Annotated in this window: 9 protein-coding genes; 5 read left to right on the top strand and 4 right to left on the bottom strand. The window is 35.6% G+C overall.

From position 1 onward, the window contains the following. Positions 1-573: 573 nt before the first annotated feature. The 3 genes from PN471_RS10605 (at position 574) to PN471_RS10595 (ending at position 1,726) form a co-directional block, all read left to right on the top strand. Complete coding sequence (locus PN471_RS10605; RefSeq protein ID WP_271776823.1) at positions 574-915, top strand: hypothetical protein; 342 nt, start codon at positions 574-576, stop codon at positions 913-915. 132 nt (positions 916-1,047) lie between these two features. Then, positions 1,048-1,245 carry a hypothetical protein gene (locus PN471_RS10600; protein WP_271776822.1) on the top strand — a complete coding sequence of 66 codons (198 nt, stop codon included), beginning with the start codon at positions 1,048-1,050 and terminating at the stop codon, positions 1,243-1,245. A gap of 268 nt (positions 1,246-1,513) precedes the next feature. Continuing rightward, positions 1,514-1,726, top strand: coding sequence for a hypothetical protein (locus PN471_RS10595; RefSeq protein ID WP_271776821.1), 213 nt, complete (start codon positions 1,514-1,516; stop codon positions 1,724-1,726). Here PN471_RS10595 and PN471_RS10590 read toward each other — a convergent pair. The 4 genes from PN471_RS10590 to psb34 form a co-directional block, all read right to left on the bottom strand. Then, on the bottom strand, positions 1,686-2,273 hold the full coding sequence (locus PN471_RS10590; protein ID WP_271776820.1) for a Crp/Fnr family transcriptional regulator: 588 nt from the start codon (positions 2,271-2,273) through the stop codon (positions 1,686-1,688). The two genes, PN471_RS10595 and PN471_RS10590, sit on opposite strands and share 41 nt — an antisense overlap. A gap of 93 nt (positions 2,274-2,366) precedes the next feature. Beyond that, positions 2,367-4,223 carry an ABC transporter ATP-binding protein gene (locus PN471_RS10585; RefSeq protein WP_271776819.1) on the bottom strand — a complete coding sequence of 619 codons (1,857 nt, stop codon included), beginning with the start codon at positions 4,221-4,223 and terminating at the stop codon, positions 2,367-2,369. 75 nt (positions 4,224-4,298) lie between these two features. Continuing rightward, positions 4,299-6,461, bottom strand: a complete 2,163-nt coding sequence (locus PN471_RS10580; protein ID WP_271776818.1) for a tetratricopeptide repeat protein — start codon at positions 6,459-6,461, stop codon at positions 4,299-4,301. A gap of 219 nt (positions 6,462-6,680) precedes the next feature. Then, positions 6,681-6,860: a photosystem II assembly protein Psb34 gene (gene psb34, locus PN471_RS10575; RefSeq protein ID WP_271776817.1), complete on the bottom strand. Its 180-nt coding sequence runs from the start codon at positions 6,858-6,860 to the stop codon at positions 6,681-6,683. A 363-nt stretch (positions 6,861-7,223) separates the two neighbouring features. Between psb34 and PN471_RS10570 the strand changes: the two genes are divergently transcribed. Beyond that, entirely contained in the window at positions 7,224-8,528 is a 1,305-nt protein-coding gene (locus PN471_RS10570) for an AAA family ATPase (protein WP_271776816.1), read from the top strand. A gap of 2 nt (positions 8,529-8,530) precedes the next feature. After that, positions 8,531-8,821, top strand: a complete 291-nt coding sequence (locus PN471_RS10565; protein ID WP_271776815.1) for a hypothetical protein — start codon at positions 8,531-8,533, stop codon at positions 8,819-8,821. The last annotated feature ends 73 nt before the right edge of the window (positions 8,822-8,894 follow it).

The following is an 8,894-nucleotide window of genomic DNA, read 5'->3' as shown; positions in this document are numbered from 1 at the left end:
TTTCACAATGAAAAGCCTGAAGGGTTAAAATAGAAGCTGAAACCCAATGACCTCGTTCGATGTCTTGAGAAATCCCAAATCCATTGTTTCGGGTATAATCCTTTATTTATAGGTGTTTCAGGGGTTTTCTGCACCACCAAGCATTACCAGAATCCAACCCAAGTTCTTTTGTATCGAAAACGTTACCGGATTACTCACCTGTCCAAACTACCCAGAACAACCATCAGGGTCATATTTTACAGGCGCGATCGCAACCATTGACAGCTAAGGGTACGATGCGGAATGGATTTGTGTATGTTCAGGACACTTTACCGCCCCCTTCCTTAGAGAACGATTACTTTTGGTTGGAATATGGAAAAACCGTTCTGTGGGAGTCCCCAACAAAATAGTTCATGCTGTGGGAAACATGATCAACAACGGCAATACTACACAAAATATAAGAAAATTTACAGCACTCAGTAAAAAAATACAGTCTACTGGCAGTATATCGTTACCAGTTTCTTCTAAATAAAAATATGGTTATTTCAGAACTTGAACAACAACTTCTTCAACTTTCCCCCAATGATAAACTTTATGACTGAACCATCTTTACCACAACCACAATTAGAACCCAAGGGTATCACCTTTGACCAATATGTAGAATTTACCCCACAAAAACTAGAACTAAGTAACGGATATATGGGGTATGGTGGACAAGATAATCTAGGTTTTCATTTGTCCGTACTTACTAATATGGGGTTATTAAAAGCAGCCCAACATATAAATTTAGCACTGTGGATAGAAGCTCTGGACTGTGTGTTTAGAGAAAAACTAGCAAAAGTTAATGCTGAACCAGAAGTAGCAGAAGCAATGTTAAATAGATTTAATCAGGCAATGTTAGATTTGGAGGCAGTGATAGAATATTTGGCGGAATAACGTACCTTTGGGATTTTCCTCTAAGAATCACCGGGGGTACTGAGAAATTCTTAGAGGAAATGCCAAAGTAATTATCATGTTAGTATAATTACTGGGAAATCTATCAAGAAAACCATTAATGAAAATTTAGCTGTGATGTTGGGGGAACTGCAAGCACAGATATATTGGTTACATGATGCTGAGGAGTTTACAGAATTAGCAAATGCCGCTGCTGGTATCTATACAAAACTTGGTTATAGTCAGGAACAGTCAGAAACTGCTGGTAAATTAATCTTTCTGATAAAAATACGATTTTTTAATTATTTACGCCACTTGGATAAAGATTTATAGGGTAATGGTGAATATTCTCGTTTAGCGATGCCTTCAGCGATCGCTCATAGTTTACGTTCTCAATAGGCGATCGCTTTCAGGACTCTCACCGGCGATCGCCACTGTTTGGTTTACTGATTTTTATCGTTTCGTAGATGTGCCATTGTTAGCCTTTTACTCAAAAAAGAAAAAGAAAATGACATTGATTTTCTCAGAAAGATTATGGACGAAATCAGCGATAGAGCAACTGCTAGAGGCTTAACACCAGAAATTTTAGAATCAATAATTAATGAACCGTAAACAATATTTAGTTTTAGATACAAATATTCTCGTTAGTGCCGTTCTTGCCAAAACCAGCAAAGCGCGTCAAGCCTTAGATAAAGCACAAGATATAGGAAAGATTTTAAGGTTAAAACAATTATATCTTAATCATATCTCCCTATTTAATAAAATTTTTATGATTAAATTTCGTAATACCAAATATCATCTTGTTTCACCATAATCCGGTGCAGAGAAAGTCTATCAATTAATCCTTCCTGTTCTAATTGTCCCAAGACACGAGTGATAGTTACACGAGTAGAATTGATCAATGCTGCTAAATCTTCGTGAGTCAGACGCATATCAATTAAACGTCCTTTTTCTACTTCTGAACCAAATTTTTTGGATAACCATGCTAATAATTGCATCAGCATAGTTTCTACTTTTCTATGACTGCGAATTAGCATTAATTCTTCTGCTTGTTGAATGTGATCAAGCAAAGTATTTGTTAGTTGATTCCAGTCATCTACAGGTACAACAGTTGCTTCTACATTGGTTAAACACTCAATCTGATAGGGTTTCATTGTGGATAGCAGTTCCCCAACTGTATCTCCAGGACCCCATAACCCTAAAGCTACTGTTGTCCCATCTTCCAGATAGGTATAATTCATCACGAAACCAGATTCTATTCGCCACAAAGCACCTTTTTTACTTGGCAATAGCGATCGCCTGGTAAAATGCTGTTGAGAGTTATTTGTAGATGTTGCCAGCTTACCTGTGTATAATGACATCAGTATATATCGTATATTACTATTTTCCGATGTACTAGCCGTAGTATATATATATCTGGTGACAAAAAGCTACTGTTTTGGGTTGGGAATTTTTTAATTGTGCCGATTTTTGATCCTTTCGGGACTACCTGTAGGAATTGCAGCGATTAATTTTTGGGTGTATTCTTCTTTGGGGTGGAGATAAATACTTTCAGATGGACCAGACTCAACTATTTTCCCCTGATTCATCACCAAAATGCGATCGCTCAAAAATTTGACTACACTTAAATCATGGGAAATAAAAATGTAAGTTAGTTGAAAATCCGCCTGTAATTCTTTCAATAAATTTAAAACTTGCGCTTGCACAGACACATCCAAAGCTGAGACTGATTCATCACAAATAATAAACTTAGGATTTAAAGCCAAAGCGCGAGCAATACAAACCCGTTGACGCTGACCACCGGAAAATTGATGAGGATATTTTTTCATATCATCCGCACTTAAACCCACCCGTTCCAACAATTCCACTACCCTAGCTTGTCGCTGTTGTTTCGACTTCCCCACCCCATGAATCAACAGAGGTTCTACAATCGCTTCCCCAATCTTCATCCGGGGATTGAGTGAACTAAAAGGATTTTGGAAAATAATCTGCATTTCCCGTCGTAAATGCTGCAAACTTTTCCCAGTCAAGTGCGTAATATCCTGTTTATTAAATAATATTTTACCGCTCATCGGTTCGATTAATCGCAGCAACGTTCTACCTAAAGTAGTTTTACCGCAACCAGATTCTCCCACCAATCCCAAGGTTTCTCCCGGAAAAACATCAAAGGAAACCCCATTTACAGCCTTATGGTAACGTTTTGTACTGCCAAATACTCCCCTGACTGGAAACCCAACTTCCAGGTTACTCACGCTCAACAGAGGTGGTTTTGAACTAATATTTGCTAATCTTGCGTCAATCTCTTCTTCAGTAATTTCCGCTGGTTGTGCAGGTTCTTTAGTCTGAATTGTTACTCCTCCAAATTCATCGGCTATCACATTCATGTAGTCAGAAACAGTCAGTAGTTTGTGGGGACGACGATTCAGACTCGGACGACAAGCCACAAGTCCTTTAGTATAGGGATGTTGGGGGTTATTGAAAATTTGTGCTGCTGCACCATATTCGACAATTTTACCTTTATACATCACTGCTACTTGGTCAGTAATTTCCGAAATTAAACCCAAGTCATGGCTAATAAAAATCATTGCCATATTGCGGCTTTGTTGCAGTTCATATAACAATGATAAAATTGTCGCCTGTACAGTTACATCTAAGGCTGTAGTTGGTTCATCAGCAATTAACACAGATGGATTACAGGAAATAGCCATTGCAATCATGACCCGTTGCAATTGTCCGCCAGATAGCTGATGTGGATATCTTTCCAGCATAGCTTCTTTGTGTTCTTTCACTAACTGTGCCAATTTCCAGCTACCTGAAACAGACAAATCATGATCAAGATACTGTTCCTCAATTTGTTCATCACTAGGTAAAAGTTTAACTTCTTGCAAGCCGGCGATCGCAATTTTTTTTGCTTCAATTGCATTCACATTTTGATGGCGCATAATAGCTTCTTGCAACTGAAACCCGATACTATAAACCGGATTTAAAGAACTCATTGGTTCTTGAAAAATCATCGCAATATCACCACCTCGATAAAGCTGCATTTCGTCAGGTGATAATGTTAATAAATTCAACGGTTTTCCACTTGTCCGAGAAAATAAAATTTCCCCTCCACTTACTTTTCCCGGATATTGCAACAAACCCATAATTGCTAAAGCCGTAACTGACTTTCCACTTCCCGACTCTCCCACTATTCCTAAAGTTTCACCCTGATGTAGCTGAAAGCTAATATCATCAATAGCTTTTACTTTACTGCTATCACTGATAAATTCAACTTGTAGATTGCGAACCCCTAAAATTATTTCTTTCATAAAATTGGCAAATAAATTAATTCAAAATGAAAAATTAAAAAAGAAAAAACACCTTTAAATCTTCCCTATTTCCTATTACAACTTCGGCAAAACATCTGGTAGTAATTGTCCTGGAAGTTTAGACAAAGCTAAATTTTGTCCTTGAATTCCTAACTCATTGTGAAAAGTCCGAATTGTGTTAACAATATAACCGATTGTTGTTTGATAGTTTTCCGTTTTTCTCTCAAATCCACTCAGCGCGTGTAAATGATTTTCTAAAGCAGCTTCTAAATGTTGAGATAGGGTTTTTTTGTCACCATTAAAAGATAAATTTGTCACTAAATCATGATGAGCTAATGCTAAATTATTGTGTGTCACATATAAATCAAAATTTAAAGGTAGACTACTAAGTGAGTGAGCTATATTAACAGCTTCTTCATAGGCATGAATACATAATTTTATAAGTTTTTGTTGATCTTCCTTGGTTGTTTGCGGCTGATTTGCTAAATGCCAGTAAGCGATACCCAGATTATTTTGAGTAGCAGCATAGGCTTGGGGAACATCAGCCGATGTTCGATATTTTAGTGCTTCATTATAAACCTGAATTGCTAACCGGAGATTTTCTACTGGTTGTGCATACTGGGAAAGATTCCAATAAGCAGTACCAATATTATTTTGAATCATGCCATATTTTAGGGGTTCATCTGTCGGTTGATAGTGAATAACTGCTAATTTATAAGCAGCGATCGCCCTTGTCAAATGTTCCACAGGTTGATTATACTGTCCTAGATGCCAGTAAGCTGTACCTAAATTATTCTGACAAGCAGCATATTTTAAAGGTTCTATATCCTCCTGTCGGTAACGCAACGCCTCATCATAAGCCACAACCGCCAAATTCCAGTTTTCCACCGCGTCAGCAAACCTAGCCAAATCACCATAGGCAGTACCCAGGTTATTTTGAATACGAGCATAGGTTTCCGGCTGCGTATCACCTGCAATTAACTTGAGCGCTAACTTATAAAAATCTATCCCTTGCTGAATATAAATCTTTGCTTCTTCAGAATTATCAGGAATCCGGTGCAACATCCAGTAAAGAGTCCCCAAATCATTCAAAACATCTGGAAGTTGTGGAGAACTTTCATCATAACTAACAGCCTCCTGATAAGCTAGAATTGCGATCATCAAATTTTCCACCGTTGCTCGTCCTTGCTCAATCTGCAACCGATAGAAATTCCCCAGATTCTGATAAGCTATCCCTAACTCTTCTCCCTTAGCCTTTTGAATATGTAACTGTTCAATCTCCCCCAGTATTTGTTGAATTTGCTCACTATCATCAGCATTTATTGTTGCCTTAATTAATCCTTGTAACTCCTGATTAATATGAGATAAGGTAACTTCGCTCTGATTCTTGGTAATTTGAGGAGAGGGAACAGGAGATGGTTCTGGTATTTCTGTAATTAAATCTGTAGTTGTCGTTAAAGGTAAATCAGGATTATTTGTGAATTTTATATCTGGAGAAATTTTTTCCTCATTCACAATTAAATGATCTAAATTCTCTCGTTCTAAACTACGGGAGTCAGCCACAACTTCTGAATAACCCCTATTATCTATAGTTGGTGTCGGTTCTCCCTCAAATACAAATACACCCGTGCGACAATGCCAAAATTTGGGTGCTGATTGCTGAATTGCTGACAACCAAGGACGAGAAACCCAAAATAACAAACTAGATTCTAAAAAACGACTAGATTCATCACCCAATAAATGTTGTTCACTCAAACGCAGATAATTCAAAAACAACCGTTGGACTGCGACTGGTTCTTTCGTCAGCATTTCCACCCCCACAATCTGAAATTCTGGAATTGGTAAAGGACGGCCAGGATTCTCCGTTGAACCTCCAACCAGTGGAGGTGGGTAATTAGCTAACCATTGGTTAATTTGTGCGATGGGATTAGGATCACCTAAATTTAAGCGTATTGTCACCAATCGTGGATAAGCTGGTGTACTAAAGTCTCCCACATTGGCTCTTTGATATATAACTTTGCCTACTGGATAAGCAAGGGTTGAGTGCAAGCGTGCTGCTATCCGGTTTCTTAAATGTAAATCATCACATATAGCAAATAAAATTTGTCTACGTAAACCCAGACTCAGAGCAAGTTTTAGGCGTTGATATACTTGCCGATTCAAACCAATGTTTTCTGTGTGTACGGTTTCATTCACGCTTGTATTTAGTTGGGTTTTACCCCTTGTTTCTGTATACATCCTGACTGAATAAATTAAATATTAATGTCACATCTCATAAATTGGATTTTCACGGAGATGCTCTCTTTTTCAGGATGAATCAAGTTTTACGGGCTAGAATGTCAACAAAAAAGACTATAATTATACTTGTATTTTGCCATTATAGCAAAAAATCAGGCTCTTGATCAAAATAAGAACCTGAAATCAGGAAAGGCTAATATTTAAAGGACAGTTTTCCAATTAGCTAACATTAGAGACAGTGAAAGCGACAAAAATTACCCCTCCAATTAAAAGCAGTGCTGCAATTCCTAAGATAATATAATTACGCTTTTGAGAGTTTGTTGGTGGTTCAGCTTGATAAACCTTGGGTTCTTTAGCAAAGTTATTGAGAAGACCACCCTCTTCGTTTGTGTAAGGCATGAAGTGATTCCTTATTATCTTTCTTTACTTAATGTTAAATAAATTTTACAGCACTCTCATAAAAATAAAAAAATAATTACATGAATCTAAAGAAGTCAGGAGTCACCGAGTCAGGAGTCGGGAGTAAAACTGGCTTGCTGTCTGGCTTTGAATTTAGATCCTGTACCTCATTAATCTGCAATCTGCGGTATCTTGACAAAATAGACAATTCATGTTTTATTTTGTGCTATTCTATTTTATCTAACTGCTAATTCAGGAATAGAATTCATTCCTAATTGAGTACGAAGTTCATTTGTCATCAAATTTTTGTTAAACTGTTCATAGTGATTTTTATTTTTGAATCTCAATCAAAACACCATAATTATGCAAAGAATTTCTATAGAAAATTTTGGACCAGTGAAAAAATTTGAGGCTGATGTTACGAATATAATGCTGTTAATTGGACCCCAAGCAAGTGGCAAAAGTACAATTAGTAGATCTATTTTTCTATTTAAGTCTCTTAAAGATGAAATACTTAATTATATCTATGGAGATAATCTAGCATCTTTTTTGCCAAATGATCATAGATATAATGACTTATTAAGGTTTATAAAATTCAATTTTGTCCAATATTTTGGGCTAAAACCAGATTGTGCAGAATTTAGAAGTACATATCAATATTCAAGTGAAAAACAAATAACAATTTATAAATCCGAAGATAATTTAGATGTAAAATTCAGTTTTACCTTAGAAAATGAATTAAACTTGCTAATTACAGAAATTTTAAATTATAAAATTATTTCTCAAGAACAACATAATCCATTTAAATCATTAGAAGAATTACGAGAACTAGAATCAAACAAAAGATTACAGTTTAATTATTTTAAATCACGTATTGATAAAATATTTGAAGAAACACACTCTCCTGTATTTATTCCTGCTGGGAGAAGTTTAATGTCTACATTAACAGATCAACTTCAAGAAATCAAAAATCCAGATACATTAGACTATTTTACCAAATCTTTTGTAGAGAGAATTAATTTATTAAAAACTTACTTTACTGATGACTTAAATACTCTCATTGCAAATAAAGATGCCGCTTTAAATCTAGGTGATGATTTATCAAGACTATTAAAAAAAATCCTCAAAGGTGAATATAGATTTAATGCTGATATTGATCAAGAAAGAATTTATTTTAAAAATAACCAATATGTTAAACTACAATATGCTTCTTCAGGACAACAAGAATCTGTCTGGATTTTATTGCTGATATTTCGATATATTTTAGATGGAACGAGTGTATTTATGGTTTTTGAAGAACCGGAAGCACACCTTTATCCGGAAACCCAAAGTGATATTGTAGAACTGATTGGATTATTAGCAAATGTTTACAACAATCAAATAATTATAACTACTCATAGTCCTTATATTTTATCATCGTTTAACAATCTTTTATATGCTCACCAAGTGGGTAAAAATAAAGTTGGTGATGAAAGAGAAGCCGTAGAAAGTATTGTTAATAGTAAAAGTTGGATTGATCCTGATCGCATTTCAGCTTACTTCATCTCAGAAAATGGCTATGAATCAATTATTGATGAAGAACTAAAATTAATTCAAGCGGAAAAAATAGATAGTGCATCCAGTATAATTAATGACAAATTTAATGACTTATTCAATCTGGATGAATAACTATGTGTAACGATTTTTTTCGAGAAAGTGAATGTCAGGAATTTTGTGATTCAAGAAAAACCATAGTTGTCAAAGATTCTGGGAATAAACAAGAGTATAGAGTCACCAATAATAACGGTAAAGAAATTTGTAAGATTAGGGTTGATGGGTGCTTAATTAAAGAATCTGAAAGATGTGATTACCTAATTTTGTCCTGTGAGGATAAATCAGCGTTTTTTGTAGAGTTACAGCAGTTTGAGATCAAACGCGGTACAAAGATGGTAAACTTTAAAGATGTAAAAAAAATAAAATAATTGAGATGTATGGCAGCAGCATATTCGATTGATATAAGACAGAAAATATTAAGTGCTTGGCAAAATAAAGAAG

Origin of the sequence: Aphanizomenon sp. CS-733/32, assembly GCF_028330045.1 — a bacterium.
Classification (GTDB): domain Bacteria; phylum Cyanobacteriota; class Cyanobacteriia; order Cyanobacteriales; family Nostocaceae; genus Dolichospermum; species Dolichospermum gracile.
The sequence above is the reverse complement of the archived record's forward strand: the minus strand, read 5'-3'. Positions and strand labels throughout refer to the sequence as shown.

Bases quoted from the DNA above. Each gene is read 5' to 3' on its own strand.
- PN471_RS10590 (WP_271776820.1), bottom strand. From the start codon at position 2,273: ATGTCATTATACACAGGTAAGCTGGCAACATCTACAAATAACTCTCAA.
- PN471_RS10585 (WP_271776819.1), bottom strand. From the start codon at position 4,223: ATGAAAGAAATAATTTTAGGGGTTCGCAATCTACAAGTTGAATTTATC.
- PN471_RS10605 (WP_271776823.1), top strand. From the start codon at position 574: ATGACTGAACCATCTTTACCACAACCACAATTAGAACCCAAGGGTATC.
- PN471_RS10565 (WP_271776815.1), top strand. From the start codon at position 8,531: ATGTGTAACGATTTTTTTCGAGAAAGTGAATGTCAGGAATTTTGTGAT.
- PN471_RS10570 (WP_271776816.1), top strand. From the start codon at position 7,224: ATGCAAAGAATTTCTATAGAAAATTTTGGACCAGTGAAAAAATTTGAG.
- psb34 (WP_271776817.1), bottom strand. From the start codon at position 6,860: ATGCCTTACACAAACGAAGAGGGTGGTCTTCTCAATAACTTTGCTAAA.
- PN471_RS10595 (WP_271776821.1), top strand. From the start codon at position 1,514: ATGAACCGTAAACAATATTTAGTTTTAGATACAAATATTCTCGTTAGT.
- PN471_RS10580 (WP_271776818.1), bottom strand. From the start codon at position 6,461: ATGTATACAGAAACAAGGGGTAAAACCCAACTAAATACAAGCGTGAAT.